Origin of the sequence: Enterococcus sp. 22-H-5-01, from assembly GCF_050310005.1 — a bacterium.
GTDB classification, from domain to species: Bacteria; Bacillota; Bacilli; order Lactobacillales; family Enterococcaceae; genus Enterococcus_A; species Enterococcus_A hailinensis.
Genome location: NZ_CP189993.1, coordinates 1,310,590 through 1,327,212, shown reverse-complemented (window position 1 = coordinate 1,327,212; position 16,623 = coordinate 1,310,590). Strand labels below are relative to the sequence as shown.

Here is a 16,623-nt window from a genome sequence, read left to right as displayed (position 1 = left end):
CAAATCATTTTTTTCTGTTTTTTAGTCTGTTATAGTTTAAAGTGTAACAGTGTTTTATCAACATTAAAATAATCGCCATTATTTTACAATTATTAACAGTCTTAAAAATAAAAAAAGCCCTTTCTTTAAAAAGTTCTCTCTGTTATAATCACTTTAAATATTGTGAAACAATTATACAAAGGAGTGCTACTATGACTACTAATACAATGGATAAAACTGTTAAACAGGCAACGAACCCTTGGGAAGGTTTTAACGAAGGGCGTTGGCAACATGAAGTAAATACACTTGATTTTATTAAACGTAACTATACAGAATATACAGGCGACGATAGCTTTTTAGCTGAAGCTGCACCAAGTACAGAAAAATTATGGGATAAACTTCAAGAATTATTTGAAGTACAGCATAAGAAGAATGGCGTTTACGATATGGATACGAACATCCCGGCGACGATCACTTCTCATGAACCAGGATACTTGATCAAAGATGAAGAAAAAATCGTAGGTTTACAAACAGATGTTCCGTTGAAACAAGCATTTATGCCTTACGGCGGTATCAACATGGCGAACAAAGCGCTAGAATCAAATGGCTATGAAGCAGATGATGAAATGTCATTTATCTTTAACAAATGGCGTAAAACGCATAACCAAGGTGTATTCGATGCGTATACAGACGAAATGCGTTTAGCACGTAAAAATAAAATTATTACTGGACTGCCTGATGCTTATGGTCGTGGTCGTATCATTGGCGATTACCGTCGTGTAGCATTGTATGGAATCGACTTTTTAATGGCGCAAAAGAAAAAAGATTGGAAAAATGTTGGCAGTAAAGTAATGACTAATGACGTTATCCAATTACGGGAAGAAGTTTCTGAACAATATCGTGCTTTGGTAGATATGAAAGAAATGGCTGCAAGCTATGGCTATGATATCTCTCAACCGGCTAGCAATGCGCAAGAAGCCATCCAATGGTTGTACTTTGGTTACTTAGCAGCAATCAAATCACAAAACGGAGCAGCAATGTCGATTGGCCGTATCTCAGCCTTCTTAGATATTTATATCCAACGTGATTTAGAGCGTGGTGTGATCACAGAAGATGAAGCACAAGAATTGATCGATCATTTGATCATGAAATTACGTATGGTTAAATTTGCTCGTACACCTGAATACAATCAATTATTCTCTGGGTATCCAATCTGGGCAACATTGTCATTAGCAGGTATGAACATGGATGGTTCTTCGTTAGTTACAAAAAATGATTTCCGAATCCTTCATACATTAACAAATATGGGGCCATCACCAGAACCAAACTTAACAGTATTGTATTCTTCAAAATTACCAGAAGGCTTCCGCACATACGCAGCAAAAGTTGCGAAAGAGAGTTCTTCGATCCAATTAGAAAATGATGATTTACTACGTCAACATTGGGGTTCGGATGATACAGCAATCGCTTGCTGTGTGTCAGCAACGGTAATTGGAAAAGATATGCAGTTCTTTGGTGCTCGTGCCAACTTAGCAAAAGCAGTTCTTTACGCAATCAATGGTGGCGTAGACGAAATGACAAAAATGCAAGTAGGTCCTCGTTTCCGTCCAATAGAAGGTGACAGTATTGATTTCGATCAATTTATGGATAGCTATAAAGATGTTTTAGATTGGTTAGCTGAACTTTATGTGAATACGTTGAATGTGATTCATTACATGCATGACAAATATGCATACGAAGCGCCACAATTAGCATTGATGGATACAGACTTGAAACGTACCTTTGCAACAGGGATTGCGGGTATTTCCCATGCGGCAGATTCATTGATGGCGATCAAACATGGAAATGTAAAAGTTGTTCGTGATGAGAATGGTTTAGCAATCGATTATATTCCACAAAATGAATTTCCGACTTACGGAAACGATAACGATGAAGCGGACGAAATGGCGAACTGGATCTTAGAGTACTTCATGACACAAATCAAACGTCAACACACGTACCGTGATTCAACGCCAACATTGTCATTATTGACCATCACTTCCAATGTCGTTTACGGAAAAAATACTGGGAATACACCAGATGGCCGCCGTGCAGGAAAACCATTGGCGCCAGGGGCAAACCCTAGTTATCAAGATGGTAAATTCTTAGGTGAGAAAAATGGTTTATTGGCATCGTTGAATTCAACAGCTAAATTGAACTACTCTTGTGCTCAAGATGGAATCTCTGATACACAAACAATCAATCCAGGTGCATTAGGACGGACAGATGATGAAGAAATGCAGATTGATAATCTACGTCAAGTCTTAGATGGCTACTTTGATAAAGGCGGCTACCATTTAAATGTCAATGTCTTTGGCCGTGAATTGCTAGAAGAAATGGATAAAGATATCGACAATCCAAAATATGCTAACTTTACGATTCGTGTTTCTGGTTATGCGGTTAAATTCCGTGACCTAACTCCAGAACAACGTCGTGACGTGATCTCTCGTACAGACCATACAAGAATGTAAACTTTTAAAAAGCTAAAATCCTTTGGATTTTAGCTTTTTTTGAACCAAAAAAGCAAGAAAAAATTTATAATTTTATTTTTTGACCTCGGGATTATTTTTGTATTTTATACTGAAGCTAACATTGAAGTTGAAGTAGGTGAATACAATTAAAGGCTATGGAAATCGAAGAATCCTCGAAGTACTACTTATCGTTGCTGGAACAATGAGCTGCTTTTTATTATTGTATTTTTATTATAGTTCGCATTTTTATCAAGGATCCACTATTGCAGGAGTTGATGTAAGTGGTCTTTCGATCGAAGCTGCAGCAGAGAAAATACAGCAAGAAACACAACAAGTGAAAGTACAATTGCAATCAAACACATATAAAGTAGGAATTACTCTCAATGATCCATACAAAATCAATAAAAATTATTTGAAACAAGCGATTCATAATGGCGCTACAGGACTGCCTTTAAAAAAGAAGGCTCAGCAAGAAGTGTTAGCGGTAATTGACCGAACGTCATTTCCTGTAGGTAAAGAAGCTCAAAATGCAAAAATCATTTATCGCCATGAAAAGTTCGAGATTCAACCAGAAAAAAGTGGCACTGTGATCGATTCTGCGCGCATTAGAAAGGAACTAGCTTGTGCAATGCAAATCGGAGAGTTGAAAACAACCTACAATCTGGCAAAGTACTATCGAGAAGCAGAAGTAACAAAGGCAGATTTAATTGATCGAAAAATTATTCAACACTTAACGACTATCCTTGAACGTGAAATTCAGCTTAAAGTAAATACAACGACAGTTCTGCTTAATGGGAAAATGTTAGCGGATTCATTGGATGGTAAAAGTGAATTTGATCCGCTAGTGATTGCCGAGTGGGTAGCAGAACTAGAACAGGAATATTCTACAATTTATAAAGCTGTTCATTTTACAAATGTTCATGGGGTTCATTTGAAGTATAAAAATATTGGGAATTATGGTTGGTTTATTGATATTCAACAATCAGCCGAGCAGATAGCTCAGGCCTTGCAAAGGAAGAAGACAAAGACAATTCAATTAGTATTGCAGGGGGATACTAAAAATCAACCGCTTCATGTGAAGAAAAATTACGTTGAAGTCGATTTAGATAATCAAAAAATGTATTGTTTCAAAAATGGAAAACTCGTGGTAGAAACACACGTGATCACTGGACGTTATGCCAAAGGCACCGCGACTGTACCGGGATTTCATACTATCATGGATAAATTGAGAAATGTTGATTTGACCGGAGTACTGACCACTGGAGATGGGATGTAAATGTGCCCGTAGATTATTGGATGCCTTTGTTGAGTTACGGCCAGACGATCACTGAGATTGGCATTCACGATGCGGATCATAAATTGGATTATTTTGGTCTTCCGAATGCCTATCAAACAGACTTAGGAAGTTATGGTTGTGTAAATACTCCCAAAGAACAAGTAGCTAAAATTTATGAAGCGAGTTTTATTGGTATGCCGGTTTTTATTTATGGTCATATCTATGATGAAGCGCCGGGTGTTTTTGACAAACCCGTCGAACATGGTACTGAAGTATAAATAAAGACCTATCAGTAATTGGCTGATAGGTCTTTTAAGTTTAAAATATAATATTATCTTTAATAAGTTCAATGTTTTTAATAAAAATTTTTCGATCGTGCATTTGGATCGCACCACATTCTTTTAGCTGATGCATGATCCGACTAACACTGCTGGCTGCATTGATGCCGCAAAAATGAGCGAGATCTTCATTTGTAACAACAAAATCGATCAAGACCCCATCTTCGAATTCGATCCCGAATTTATCATATAAATCATAAATCTGCGTGCAGACAGCACCAAATTTTCCGTTCATCAGCATTTGTTGTGTTCGTTTCATTGATTTGAGTAATCGTTCACGATAATAGTTTTTAACGTAAATTTGAAGATCAATGTTTTGATTGATATCTTTCCAAAATTCGACCCGATCTATTTGATAAAGTTCTGCTGTTTCTGATTCGACTCGAATGTTGAAAGGGGCATCGATGAATTGTGAATACTCATCCTTTAACAAAGAAACGACTTCCAAATCCGTAATATATTCCAAATTAAATTCACGGCCATCGCGAGAGATGACGCTTGTTTTGATAACTCCACTTTTCAAAATATATACATGGTGGTCTTGAATTCCTTCATAGAGAATATATTTCTTGTAGTCTTTCGTGACGACAGGGAATTTTTTTTGTTCTAAGTAGTCTGTTAAGGCCGTATTATCCAATTTATCATTGTTCCTTCCGCAATATACTTGAATTCATAGCTATTTTATCATAATCACTAATTCACATGGATAAAAAATATATGTCAAAAGGATAGTAACAAATGTTACACCTCTTTTCTACTAAAAAGCGATAATTCAAATTTATATCTTCTTTTTTTATTATAAAAGACGATTTCGCGATTTGTTTATATCCGTATAATCAATCAAGTAAGTCAAACAAACCAAATAGTCTAGTGAATAGAAAATTTGGAAATAATAGGAGTGGTTATTTATGAAAAAATGGACAAGCGCAATGATCGAACGGTTAGAATCAGCTTATAAGGTACGGTTTGAAAAGGAAGCGGTATTGGTCTTTCTAAATGATGCCTACCAAAATGCGTTGATGCTTAGAAAAGACTATGCGCAAACAGACAAAACACTAGATGATTTTTTGGCGGAATTTGACTACACGCGGGATTTATTCGTCAGTCAAGCAGTGGATCGCTATCCATCAAACTACAATAAAGTCGCAGAGAAGATTTCTAATCTAAAGAAGTTAAATGAAAGTATCGCATATTAATTGAGAGTGGGTAATGACAATCAAGGAAGAAGAAAAATTATTCAATAAAGGATTTATCACCATTACGATCATCAACTTTATCGTATTTTTAGTTTACTATTGCTTTGTCGTGATTACGGCAAAATACGCTACACAAAGTTTAGGTGCCACGACCGCACAAGCTGGATTTGCAGTCGGTATCTATATCATCGGAACATTATTGGCTCGTTTATATATCGGAAAGAAATTGGAATTATTCGGCCGAAGAGCGGTTCTGCGTTACGGGGCCTTATTTTATTTAATCACTACAGCAGCTTACTTAGTAAGTTCGAATATTTTCATTTTAGATGGCGTTCGCTTCTTGAATGGTTTTGGTTACGGAGCTGTTTCAACGGCTGCGAATGCAATCGTTACTGCCTATATTCCTGAGTCTAAATATGGTGAAGGAATTAATTATTATGGTTTGAGTACTAGTTTAGCAGCAGCCATCGGGCCATTTATCGGCTTGCTGTTGCTACCGATCGTTGGCTTTAAAGCAATCATTATTATTGCGATCGTTTTAGCTTTCTTAACGACGATTGCTTGTTTCAGATTTAAAGTCGTTAACATTGAATTATCAGAAGAACACCGAGCACGAATCAATAAATTTAGTCTTGAAAGCTTTGTCGAAATGAAGGTCTTGTTTATTGCGGCTATTGCCTTTTTGATTGGGATTGCTTACTCAAGTGTGTTAGGATTCCTATCGATTTATGCAGATGAATTGCATCTAGTGACGGCAGGCGCCTTCTTCTTTGTTGTTTATGCTTTAGTTGTGACATTAACGCGTCCAATGTCAGGGCGTATCTTTGATAAACGCGGTGAAAATGCAGTTATGTATCCAAGTTTTATTTGTTTGACTATCGGATTGATTCTATTAGCCTTTACCCAAACTGCTCCCGTATTACTGATTGCTGGTGCTTTTGTGGGCTTAGGCTATGGAACATTCATGGCTAATGGTCAAGCGGTGACCTTAAAATTAGTCGAACAAGAACGGATTGGTGTGGCTTTGTCGACTTACTTTATCGGTTTAGATCTAGGATTAGGTGTTGGACCATACTTATTAGGTGGGATCAAAGGCATCCTAGGTACGTATCAACATATCTATATTTTCTGCGCAGTGATTCCGATCATTGTTGCTGTCTTGTATATGATTTTCTATCATCCAAATAAAAAAGTGAAAGTGAATCATTAATATAAATAAAAAGTCTTGTCTCTGAATTTAGAGACAAGGCTTTTTTTATACCCGTAGTAATTGATCAGTGATTTGTTGTTCTAAAACATGAACATGGTTTTGATTAATGTTCGCGTAGTAATTTGCTTGTTTCAAAAGCTCGATTTGGTGAGTATCTTCTGATTGGACGATCGCTTTTTCAAAAAAGAGTTCTTCCAGACCTTCGGTGATATTTATTTCTAATAACGTTTGGATTCCTTCATCACACAAGTCGTTGACTTGCTGATGTTGGCCTTTTTCGGCAAAAAAACGAGCGGCTTGGCAATAAGTTGTTCCTAATTTTTCTGAATGTATCATTTTTTCCTCCACTTGTTCAGCGCGCTCAAAAAAAATCCGGGCCCGCTGTTTTTCTTGATTAGCTTGATAACAAGTAGCTAATCCTTTTAAAACTAAAAGTTCGTACCGTTTTTCTTCACTTAAAAAAGTCGCTGCCCGTTGAAAATAGTACACCGCTTTTTGTGTATCCTGACGATAAAACAAAGTTGCATAGGCACGAAAATAAAAGAGATGGCCGATTATTCGTCCGCTCTCATAGTTTATTCTTTTTCCAAAGGTATCTAATAAGAAGAGAATTGCTGCAAATTCTTGGCGTAAATGCAAGCAACGAATCAGCTGTAACATAAAGACTTCCGATGCCAAAGTCGTTTTAGGAAAGACTTTGTGATAAGGGATGTCTAATCGTTGGCAAAGATCCAAAATAATTTCTAATATACCCTCATTTTTTTGTTCTATTAGCATTAAATCTTCGGATGAACAAATAAAGGTGAGGTCTTCGTAGGTCAATTGTCGTGCTTCACGTTGTTGTCTAATAATAGATCCGTTAGCTCTCATGAATGGCCTCCTATAAATAACGCTTACAAGTTAATTCTAAAGGGTCTATTAAAAAACCACAACCAATATACCGAATAAATATCTATTTTTTAATTTTTTTTATAGTTTTAGAAAGATAATATTAGTTATATTAAATATATTATTTAGAGTATTTAAGTTTTATTTATCATACATTTTTATATTTTATTAAAAATATATATGTTATTGAATAAATGATAAAGGACTTGCGTTTCTACTTTTGTATGATAAAATGTTTAAAAATATGAAATGGAAGAGTGATTATGATGAGAAAAATGAATGTTGCAATCGTTGGCGCTACAGGCGCTGTAGGAACACAAATGATCAAGCTATTAGAAAGTAGTTCACTACCTTTAGGGACTGTTAAACTTTTAGCTTCAAAGCGTTCTGCAGGTAAGCAACTTTCATTTAAAGGCGAGTCAAAAACAATTGAAGAATTGGTTCCTGAATCATTTGAAGGAGTGGATCTGGCCTTATTCTCAGCTGGCGGAGGTATCTCTGCTAAGTTTGCCCCTGAAGCGGTCAAACGAGGTGCGATCGTGGTTGATAATACCAGCCATTTTCGAATGGACCCGGAAGTTCCATTAGTCGTACCTGAAGTAAATCCTGAAGCGTTACGATCACATAAAGGAATTATTGCAAATCCAAATTGTTCAACGATTCAGATGATGGTGGCGCTAGAACCGATCCGTCAAACATTTGGTTTGAAACGTGTGATCGTTTCTACTTATCAAGCAGTTTCTGGTGCGGGAAATCAAGCGATGGAAGAATTAAGACAGCAGACACGTGATTATTTAGCTGATAAACCGGTTGATCAGTGGCAGACAGAGATCCTACCATGCGGTGGTGATGAAAAACATTATCCATTAGCTTTTAATGCATTGCCGCAAATCGATGTTTTTGCAGAAGCAGGTTATACGTATGAAGAGTGGAAAATGATCAATGAAACGAAGAAAATCATGGAAGATGAAACGATCAAAGTCTCTGCTACTTGTGTACGTATTCCAGTGATGAGCGGACATTCGGAATCAGTTTACATTGAAACAGAAAAAGCAGCTAGTGTTGCAGAGATTCAAGCATTGATTGCTAATGCTCCCGGAGCAATTTTAGAAGACGATCCTAGTCAACAAATTTATCCGCAAGCTATCAATAGTGTGGGTAGAAAAGAAACTTTTGTTGGTCGGATCCGTAAAGATCCTGATGAAGAAACCGGTATTCATTTATGGGTCGTTTCAGATAACTTGCTAAAAGGCGCTGCTTGGAATTCATTACAAATTGCAGAAACAATGTATGAAATGGGTCTTTTTGAATAGAGAACTAATCAGTCTAAAGCAAAAGCTGCTTTAGACTTTTTCTTTTCCTCTAAAACTTGAGGTTTTCCAATCGATGGTTTTTCAAAAAAAATCATGTATAATAGCTAGTGAGTATAAAAGCACAGATCGTACTGATTACGGGATCTGAGTAAGCTGAATATAATAGATAAAAATAATTTGCGAGGTGTATATTTTGAGTACAATCAAAATCATTCCCTTCGGTGGCGTGCGTGAAAATGGTAAAAACATGTATGCAGTAGAAGTGGATAATGATATTTTTGTCCTAGATTGTGGACTAAAGTATCCAGAAAATGAGTTGTTAGGAATCGATGTTGTGATTCCAGATTTTACCTATTTAATAGAAAATAAAGAACGTGTAGCAGGGGTCTTTTTGACTCATGGTCATGCGGATGCCATTGGCGCTTTACCATATTTAGTTTCTGAAGTCGCTGTTCCTGTTTTTGGGACCGAATTAACAGTTGAGTTAGCGAAATTGACAGTCAATCAAAACGATGAAAGCAAAGGTTTTAAAGATTTCCATGTGATCGACGAACATACAGAAATCGATTTTGGAACAGCCTTGATCAGCTTTTTCCGTACGACGCATACAATTCCTGATTCTGTCGGAATTAGTTTGAAAACGGATGAAGGAACGATCGTCTATACAGGTGATTTCAAATTTGATCCGACAGCGATCCCGATGTATGCGACGAATTATCGTCGTTTGGCGGAAGTGGGCTCAGAAGGGGTTTTGGCGTTGCTAAGTTCTTCTTCGAATGCCGAAAATCCGATCCAAGTAGCTTCAGAACAAGAAATCGCTGGAGAAGTCTATGATACGATCAATGAATGGCCTGGCCGGATCATCGTTGCCAGTGTTGCAAGTAATTTACAACGAGTTCAACAAGTTTTGAATGCTGCAGAAAAAGCCAAACGTAAAGTAGTGTTGACTGGTCAAGATTTAGACCGCATCTTAAAAACAGCGATGCGTTTGAAAAAATTAGAAGTACCAGAAGATATTTTGGTTACTGTGAAAGAAATGAAAAAATATCAACCTGAAGAATTACTGATTTTGGAAACGGGACGAATGGGCGAACCAATCAAGTCATTACAAAAAATGGCCAATCGCTCACATCGTAATCTGAAAATCGAAGATGGCGATTTAGTTTATATCACGACAACACCAACGATTGCGATGGAAACAACGGTTGCTAAGACCGAAGATATGATCTATCGTGCAGGCGGGGTAGTGAAGAGTATTTCTGAAAATCTTCGAGTATCAGGTCATGCAAATCCACGTGATTTACAATTGATGATGAATTTCATGTCGCCTAAATACTTTATTCCAGTTCAGGGTGAATACCGTCAATTAGCAGCCCATGCGCATTTAGCGAATGAGTTGGGGATGCCATTCAAAGATATCTTTATCACAGGTCGAGGAGATGTCTTAGAATATAAAAATAAACACATGAGTGCTGCTGGAAGCGTACCTGCCGACAATATCATGATTGATGGTATTGGTGTTGGTGATATCGGGAATATTGTTTTACGTGACCGTAAAGTATTGTCAGACGATGGTATTTTTGTAGTTGTTGTGACGATCGATCGTAAGTTGAAAAAAATTGTTTCTGCACCACAAATCACTTCACGTGGATTTGTTTATATCAAAGCTAGCCGTGATTTGATCAAAGAAAGTGCTGAAACAACCAGCGAAATTGTAGAAAAACATTTGCATTCAGACGATTTTGAATGGAGCAAATTAAAACAAGATATCCGGGATCAATTAAGCCGCTATCTATTTGAGCAAACAAAACGTCGCCCCGTGATCCTTCCAGTTATCATGGAAGCGAATCAACGCCGTGGCCGCCGTAAATAAAGTCAAAAAAGTCCTTCAAACAAAAAGAATGTTTGAAGGGCTTTTTTTCAATAGCTATCATTCTGTTTTTTGATAGAAATGGAGTATGATAATTATAGAAGTAAATGTAGAGAGGGTTGGTCATATGTTAGAGAAACCATTGAAATGCCCAAATTGTGGCACGTATTTTTTTGTTGAAGAAGTATTGAACGTTGAGGATCATCCGAAAGACAATATGCCGATTGAATGTCCAAATTGTCACCATGTATATGAAAAAAGAATCTCAAATGGCTACTTTGCAACATTTGAAGATGGAAAAAATGGTAAATATATGAAATAAGCGAGGGAGTTATTCCTCGTTTTTTATTTTAAGTTGCTTTTTTATCCGTCCATCCGCTAGAATAGCTATGGCTTATTTTTCTAGTGGAAGGAAGTTTTATATGAAAAGTTATCAAGATAATCCAGAGGTTCAAAAAAATCGCTGGTGGATTTTAGTTTCCGTGGCAATGTTTACCTTTATGTCGACGTTAGATTCAAGCATTGTCAATATCGCTCTGCCAACGATTTCGAAAGATTTAGCTGTACCAATGAACAAAGCAGAATGGGTCGTATCAATTTATTTGATGATCGTCTGTGCGTGTCTGCTTCTTTTCGGAAAAGTCGGAGATAGTTTCGGGAAAATCCGAGTCTACCGCATCGGTACAGTCATTTTTACATTAGGCTCATTATTATGTGGGTTCAATCATTCTTTGTCGATGCTGCTTTTTGGACGAGTGGTCCAAGGAATTGGAGCAAGTATGACGATGGCTACTAATACGGGTATTACTACAGAAGTATTCCCGATGAATGAGCGCGGAAGAGCATTAGGAGCAGTTGGAGCTTTCGTTTCTTTAGGAGCAATTGCGGGTCCTGGTATCGGTGGGCTGATCTTAGCGCATTTTTCTTGGTCGTATATTTTTTGGATCAACGTTCCAATCGGAATCTTAACGATTTTGATCGGCGAGAAATTTTTGCCGAAAGATATCACGATGTCGAAAAAGAAAATCGATTGGTTGGGATTTGTTACTTTTGCCGTGACGATCATGAGTTTTTTTGGTGCGATTTTTATCGGTCAAGAAGTGGGATATATCCATACGGTGCCCTTGGTATTATTAGTTATTGCGATCGTCTTTTTTGTGGTATTTATTCAAGTCGAAAAACGCAAAGAAAATCCGTTGTTAGTGTTTGATATTCTAAAAAATAAAATGTTTACAATGAGTTTATTGACAGCTTTGTTGATTTTTTCAGCCAATTTTTTTGTGAATGTCGTTGTACCATTCTATTTACAAAATGCACGTGGCTTAACAGCCAGCTATGCGGGTTTGTTGATGATGGTCTTTCCCTTTTTAATGGTGATCGGTTCCCCTTTAAGTGGTTACTTGACTGACAAAATTGGTCCTCAACGTTTGGTTTTATTGGGTTTGACATTATTGTCGATTGCACAGTTGTTATATGTGTTCATGAACCAAACAAGTCCTATTTGGTATTATGTTTTAGCAACAGCTATCATGGGATTTGGGAATGCGTTGTTCCAGTCGCCAAATAATACGATCGTGATGAGCAGTGTTGAAAAAGACAATTTAGGTGTAGCTGGCAGTATGAATTCATTTGCTCGCAACTTAGGAATGGTGATCGGGATTGCCTTAGCAACAACAATTTTATATAGTGGGATGACAGTTGCTTACGGTCAACGTGTCACAACATATATTGAAGGACGTCCAGATATCTTTATCTTTGGGATGCGTGTCACCTTTATTGTTTCATTGATTTTATGTATAACTGGGTTCATTCTTTCGTTGGTTCGTTTTAGAAAAAGAGCGGCCAAATAAAAATTGATTGCTATATTAGTACAAAAGAAGTCACTCGTTACGTGTATGGTAACGGTTGACTTCTTTTTTTGTAACACTCTGTTATACTAGTTTTGCTAAGCTGTACTATTTATGATAAATATACGCTAAAACAGGAGGAAGTTATGGCGACAAAACATGATTTGATTCTGGAACATATTGAGAGTCTGCCGGTGGGTGAACGCATCTCTGTGCGCAGTATCGCAAAAAATTTGAATGTTAGTGAAGGCACGGCTTATCGTGCCATTAAAGATGCAGAAAATATTGGGTTAGTTTCTACGATCCAGCGCGTGGGAACAATCCGCATCGAAAGAAAATTGAAAAAAAATATCGAACGTTTAACGTTTGGTGAAGTCGTTCGAATCATTGAAGGTGAAGTATTAGGCGGAGCTAATGGGCTAGATAAAGATCTGAATAAATTTGTGATCGGTGCGATGACGGTAGATGCCATGCGCCGCTATATCACGCCAGGTTCTTTATTGATTATCGGGAATCGAGAAGGTGCACAAAAATTAGCATTGCAAGATGGCGCTGCAGTCTTGATCACAGGTGGATTTGGAACAACTGATGAGATCTCACAACTTGCTGATGAGTTGAATCTCCCTGTTTTAAGTACCACGTACGATTCTTTTACCGTAGCGACAATGATCAATCGAGCGTTGAGCGATCAATTGATCAAAAAAGACATCATGCAGGTTAGTGATATCTATATGCCATTAGAAAAAACCGTGTATCTGCAATCTGGGGATACGATTTCAAGCTATCACCGTTTATCAGAACAAACAGGCCATTCGCGTTTTCCAGTCGTAAATAAAAGTTTGCGTGTTTTAGGTGTAGTAACGGCAAAAGATGTTTTAGGAAAAGCAGATAATCAATTGATCGATCGGGTGATGACTCGTGAACCCAATGTGGTTAAGCAAAGTATGAGCGTGGCTTCAGTCAGTCACCAAATGATTTGGGACGGCTTAGAGATGATGCCGGTGGTAAAAGATGATCTATCACTTGTTGGGATGGTCAGTCGTCAAGATGTGATGAAGGCGATGCAACTAGTCCAACGGCAACCACAAATGTCGAATACGATTTCTGATCAAATCGTAGGAGACATCATTACGATCGATACTGACCGGGAGGATAACCCGTTAGAAAATCCCTATTTTAGATTTGAAGTTACTCCGCAGATGGTCAACAGCGTGGGAACGATTTCTTTTGGTGTTTTAAGTGAAATCGTTGCTAATGTAGCGCAACGAAGTATTTTATTGGACCAGCGCCGTAATACGTTGATTGAACAAATGAACTTGCATTATTTACGTTTGATCCAATTAGAAAGTGAAATCGAAATCCATTCAAAAACATTGGAATTGGGGCGTCGTTCAGCAAAAGTTGATTTAGAAGTTTATATCGATAATGTGATCGTGGCCAAAGCAATCGTTGTTTGCCAAGTGATGGAACGTTCGTAGAAAGAGGAATTTTACATGACAATAACTGAAAAAATCGTTGCGATGATCCAGCAATATGACCGCATCATCATTCATCGCCATATGCGCCCAGACCCAGATGCCTTGGGTTCTCAGTGTGGATTAGCTGAAATCTTGCGAGCAACATACCCAGAAAAAGATATCTATCAAGTTGGTGGTCCGGTGGAAGGACTCGGGTTTTTAGCTGAAATGGATGAAATCGCGGATGATTTATACACAGGCGCATTAGTGATCGTGACCGACACCGCAAATGCACCGCGAATCAGTGATGAGCGGTACAAATTAGGCGATAAATTAATCAAAATCGATCATCATCCGAATGATGATCCGTATGGTGATCTTCTATGGGTGAATACAAAAGCCAGCAGCTGTAGTGAAATCATTGCCGATTTAGCTTTTACTGAAGATTTGGTGATCACAGAAAATGCTGCGCGTCTTTTATATGGCGGAATAGTGGGTGATACGGGTCGTTTCTTGTATCCGGCAACTACTTCTCATACTTTGATGGTAGCAGCTAAATTATTAGATCATGGTTTTGATTCAGCTAAATTGAATCGTCAGATCGATCAAATTTCATTGGAAGTAGCCAAACTTTCTGGTTATCTTTATCAGAATTTACAGATCGATGAGCAGGGCGCGGGTTATGTGATTTTGGATCAAGCAATCTTAAATAAGTATGGGATCAAAGATTCAGATACAGCCGCGTTGGTTCCAGTACCAGGGACGATCGATACTGTATTAGCGTGGGCTGTTTTTGTTGAACAACCAGAAGGTTATTATCGAGTTCGCTTACGATCTAAAGGCCCGGTAATCAATGAATTAGCTAAGCAATATCACGGTGGGGGGCATCCGTTAGCTAGTGGAGCGAATGCTAAAGACCAAGCAATGTGCCAAGAAATTTATCAAAAAATTCAAGTACTGTGTGCGGATTATCAAGAAAATAAATAATATGAAATGAGACTGTATAAAAGGTAAAAAGACCTTTGTACAGTCTTTTTTATTGAGAAAGGCTTTTCAAGCACGTTGATTTCCGTTAAACTAAATATTCATAAAAATAGTTTATTGGAGGAAGAGCATGCAAAATTGCCCAATGTGTCAATCAGAGTATACATATGAAGATCGTGGATTATTTGTTTGTCCGGAATGCGGTCATGAGTGGTCTGAAAGTGAAACAATCGAAGAAGGACTAGTTGTTAAAGATAGTAATGGAAATATTTTGCAAGATGGAGACAGCGTGACAGTAATCAAGGATTTGAAAGTCAAAGGGGCTTCAGGTGCGATCAAACAAGGAACAAAAGTCAAAAATATTCGGTTGGTCGAAGGCGATCATAACATCGATTGCAAAGTCGACGGCTTTGGCCCGATGAAATTAAAATCAGAATTCGTTAAGAAGCTTTAAAAGAGAGCAAAATTTAGCAAGACATTCATAAAAAAATACATCTTTCGTGCTACACTTATATTAAGAAGCTGTTCTGATTTAGTGAACAGTAAAATTTCTTGATCAGAGGAGAATGTTTATGTACGGATCCTATTACAATTTTTTTGACCCCACATTTTTATTAGTGATCGCAGGATTAGTCATTTCTGGCTTAGCCTCTGCTTATGTAAATTCAACGTTTCGCAAATACGATGAATTCCGTAGTAGTAAAGGTGTGACTGGAACTTCTGCCGCTGAATATATCTTGCGTAGTCAAGGCATCACGGATGTCGGTGTTCAGCAGATTTCAGGGAATCTAACGGATAATTATAATAGCGGGAATAAGATGCTCAGTTTATCAGAAGCGACAGCACAATCTACATCGGTAGCTGCGATCGGAGTAGCAGCTCACGAATGTGGGCATGCGGTTCAAGATGCTAAAAATTATTTACCTTTGCGTTTGCGAGCAGCCATCGTCCCAGTAGCAAATATTGGTTCAACATTATCTTTCCCATTGATTATGATTGGGGTATTTATGAGTTGGAATTATACTTTGATCAATATTGGGATTTTTGCTTTCTCATTAGCCTTGATCTTTCAATTAGTGACTTTGCCAGTAGAATTTGATGCCTCTCGCAGAGCATTAGCTATTCTAAGAGAAGGCGGTCTGTTGCAAGAAGATGAGCTTGCGGCAGCTCGGAAAGTATTAGTAGCCGCAGCTTTGACTTATGTAGCGGCTGCCTTAGCAACCTTTTTACAGTTATTGCGACTAGTTTTATTATTCGGCGGAAATCGCAATCGTGATTAAAGAATCGACAGTTGTCGGTTCTTTTTTTTATTTCTGCCCAATTTTATGATGACGCTTTCGTTAGTAGGATGCACTTGATTATTTTAAATTTTAAGAGTGTGTTATCATGAAGAAAAGGAGCTGATACCATGAAAAAATCAACTAAAGTAAAAATTGGAGTAGGAGTTATTTTTGCAGCCAGTACAGCAACCGCCGTGGTTATTTCCGGACAGCTAATCGAGAAGGCTCGTCATGCTACGAATCGTCATAAAGTAAAACGTTTTGTGAATGATAAATTTGATGGTAGTGAAACGTTGTTATCGATCGTTGATAAATTATCTGATGACGATCTAGACAATATGATGAATATTTTGGATAAAATTAAAAGCGGAAAAAAGCGCGTATCGGTCTATGGTGATTCCATCAAAGATACGACCGAAGATCTAAGAAGTAAATTGATGGATTTTGTTGATAAAGTAATGTAAAAATATAGCGG

General features: G+C 37.7%; 16 protein-coding genes. 14 read left to right on the top strand and 2 right to left on the bottom strand.

Annotated elements, in window-relative coordinates:
* The first annotated feature begins 191 nt into the window (after positions 1 to 191).
* The 3 genes from pflB (at position 192) to ACQKTA_RS06785 (ending at position 4,043) form a co-directional block, all read left to right on the top strand.
* Positions 192 to 2,489: a formate C-acetyltransferase gene (gene pflB, locus ACQKTA_RS06795; RefSeq protein WP_427813218.1), complete on the top strand. Its 2,298-nt coding sequence runs from the start codon at positions 192 to 194 to the stop codon at positions 2,487 to 2,489.
* Positions 2,490 to 2,625: 136 nt separating this feature from the next.
* Complete coding sequence (locus ACQKTA_RS06790) at positions 2,626 to 3,765, top strand: L,D-transpeptidase family protein (RefSeq protein ID WP_427813216.1); 1,140 nt, start codon at positions 2,626 to 2,628, stop codon at positions 3,763 to 3,765.
* 29 nt (positions 3,766 to 3,794) lie between these two features.
* Positions 3,795 to 4,043, top strand: coding sequence for a L,D-transpeptidase (locus ACQKTA_RS06785; RefSeq protein WP_427813215.1), 249 nt, complete (start codon positions 3,795 to 3,797; stop codon positions 4,041 to 4,043).
* A gap of 40 nt (positions 4,044 to 4,083) precedes the next feature.
* On the opposite strand, the gene ACQKTA_RS06780 is transcribed toward ACQKTA_RS06785, so the two are convergent.
* Positions 4,084 to 4,740, bottom strand: a complete 657-nt coding sequence (locus ACQKTA_RS06780) for a Crp/Fnr family transcriptional regulator (protein WP_332581228.1) — start codon at positions 4,738 to 4,740, stop codon at positions 4,084 to 4,086.
* 271 nt (positions 4,741 to 5,011) lie between these two features.
* On the opposite strand from ACQKTA_RS06780, the gene ACQKTA_RS06775 reads away from it, so the two are divergent.
* Both ACQKTA_RS06775 and ACQKTA_RS06770 read left to right on the top strand, forming a co-directional pair.
* A complete protein-coding gene (locus ACQKTA_RS06775; RefSeq protein ID WP_332581227.1) occupies positions 5,012 to 5,299 on the top strand; it encodes a hypothetical protein in 288 nt (95 codons plus the stop codon).
* A gap of 13 nt (positions 5,300 to 5,312) precedes the next feature.
* Positions 5,313 to 6,509 carry an MFS transporter gene (locus ACQKTA_RS06770; RefSeq protein ID WP_427813214.1) on the top strand — a complete coding sequence of 399 codons (1,197 nt, stop codon included), beginning with the start codon at positions 5,313 to 5,315 and terminating at the stop codon, positions 6,507 to 6,509.
* Positions 6,510 to 6,554: 45 nt separating this feature from the next.
* Here ACQKTA_RS06770 and ACQKTA_RS06765 read toward each other — a convergent pair whose 3' ends face one another.
* Positions 6,555 to 7,379 (bottom strand): hypothetical protein, encoded by an 825-nt coding sequence (locus ACQKTA_RS06765; RefSeq protein WP_427813213.1) that lies wholly within the window; start codon positions 7,377 to 7,379, stop codon positions 6,555 to 6,557.
* A gap of 281 nt (positions 7,380 to 7,660) precedes the next feature.
* On the opposite strand from ACQKTA_RS06765, the gene ACQKTA_RS06760 reads away from it, so the two are divergent.
* From ACQKTA_RS06760 to ACQKTA_RS06720, 9 genes are all read left to right on the top strand, one after another.
* Positions 7,661 to 8,710 carry an aspartate-semialdehyde dehydrogenase gene (locus ACQKTA_RS06760; RefSeq protein ID WP_427813212.1) on the top strand — a complete coding sequence of 350 codons (1,050 nt, stop codon included), beginning with the start codon at positions 7,661 to 7,663 and terminating at the stop codon, positions 8,708 to 8,710.
* Positions 8,711 to 8,903: 193 nt separating this feature from the next.
* Positions 8,904 to 10,583: a ribonuclease J gene (locus tag ACQKTA_RS06755; RefSeq protein ID WP_427813211.1), complete on the top strand. Its 1,680-nt coding sequence runs from the start codon at positions 8,904 to 8,906 to the stop codon at positions 10,581 to 10,583.
* A 124-nt stretch (positions 10,584 to 10,707) separates the two neighbouring features.
* Positions 10,708 to 10,902, top strand: a complete 195-nt coding sequence (locus ACQKTA_RS06750; RefSeq protein ID WP_332581222.1) for a hypothetical protein — start codon at positions 10,708 to 10,710, stop codon at positions 10,900 to 10,902.
* Positions 10,903 to 11,002: 100 nt separating this feature from the next.
* Positions 11,003 to 12,430, top strand: coding sequence for an MFS transporter (locus ACQKTA_RS06745; protein WP_332581221.1), 1,428 nt, complete (start codon positions 11,003 to 11,005; stop codon positions 12,428 to 12,430).
* Positions 12,431 to 12,573: 143 nt separating this feature from the next.
* On the top strand, positions 12,574 to 13,905 hold the full coding sequence (locus ACQKTA_RS06740; protein WP_427813209.1) for a DRTGG domain-containing protein: 1,332 nt from the start codon (positions 12,574 to 12,576) through the stop codon (positions 13,903 to 13,905).
* 15 nt (positions 13,906 to 13,920) lie between these two features.
* On the top strand, positions 13,921 to 14,871 hold the full coding sequence (locus ACQKTA_RS06735; protein WP_427813208.1) for a DHH family phosphoesterase: 951 nt from the start codon (positions 13,921 to 13,923) through the stop codon (positions 14,869 to 14,871).
* A gap of 127 nt (positions 14,872 to 14,998) precedes the next feature.
* Positions 14,999 to 15,322: a zinc ribbon domain-containing protein YjdM gene (locus tag ACQKTA_RS06730; RefSeq protein ID WP_427813206.1), complete on the top strand. Its 324-nt coding sequence runs from the start codon at positions 14,999 to 15,001 to the stop codon at positions 15,320 to 15,322.
* Between the two features lie 118 nt (positions 15,323 to 15,440).
* Positions 15,441 to 16,148: a zinc metallopeptidase gene (locus tag ACQKTA_RS06725; protein ID WP_427813204.1), complete on the top strand. Its 708-nt coding sequence runs from the start codon at positions 15,441 to 15,443 to the stop codon at positions 16,146 to 16,148.
* A 128-nt stretch (positions 16,149 to 16,276) separates the two neighbouring features.
* On the top strand, positions 16,277 to 16,612 hold the full coding sequence (locus ACQKTA_RS06720; RefSeq protein ID WP_332581216.1) for a hypothetical protein: 336 nt from the start codon (positions 16,277 to 16,279) through the stop codon (positions 16,610 to 16,612).
* Positions 16,613 to 16,623 lie beyond the last annotated feature (11 nt).